Genomic DNA, 508 nt, shown 5'->3' on the forward strand with positions numbered 1-508 from the left:
ATCGCGTGCTGCGCGCCGCCGACCGGCGTGTCGCGCAGGCGGTCGCAGAGCGCGTCCACCCCGGCGTGCAGATCCGTCCGGGCCTCACCCGTTTGGGAGGGTGCGGGGCGCGGGGCGACCTCGATCAGCGCCGCCAGTACCGCGTGAGGGGTGGGCCAGTGGCGGTAGATCGTCGACCGCGACACCCCGGTGGCGGTGTGCAAGCGCTGCGCGGAGAGCGCCGCTGCGCCCTCGGTGAGTAGCAAGTCCAGCGCAGCGGTCAGGACGACCGCCTCGGTGTCCGAGGTGGGTCCTGCAGGGCGGCCAGGTCGAGTCGGGCGGGCACGAGGAGGCTCGGGGTGCGTGGTTCGTCCTCCTCGTGCGGGGCCGTGTCGGCCCGCAGTGCGGCGTCGAAGAGGGCCAGTCCGTCGGCCTGCGACAGTGCGTTCATGTTGCCGCGTTCGATGCGCCGACGGTCCTGTTCGTCGAGTCCGGCGGCCATGCCGGCCTCGTCGTCCCACAGGCCCCA

The 508-nt window shown here is 73.6% G+C and carries 2 pseudogenes; both read right to left on the reverse strand.

The window, feature by feature from the left end:
• Positions 1-203, reverse strand: a pseudogene (locus G3I71_RS46665) (hypothetical protein); the annotation flags it as partial.
• Positions 204-259: 56 nt separating this feature from the next.
• Positions 260-508 (reverse strand): annotated as a pseudogene (locus G3I71_RS46670) (hypothetical protein); the annotation flags it as partial.

This window comes from Streptomyces sp. SID12501 (genome assembly GCF_010550245.1).
Classification (GTDB): domain Bacteria; phylum Actinomycetota; class Actinomycetes; order Streptomycetales; family Streptomycetaceae; genus Streptomyces.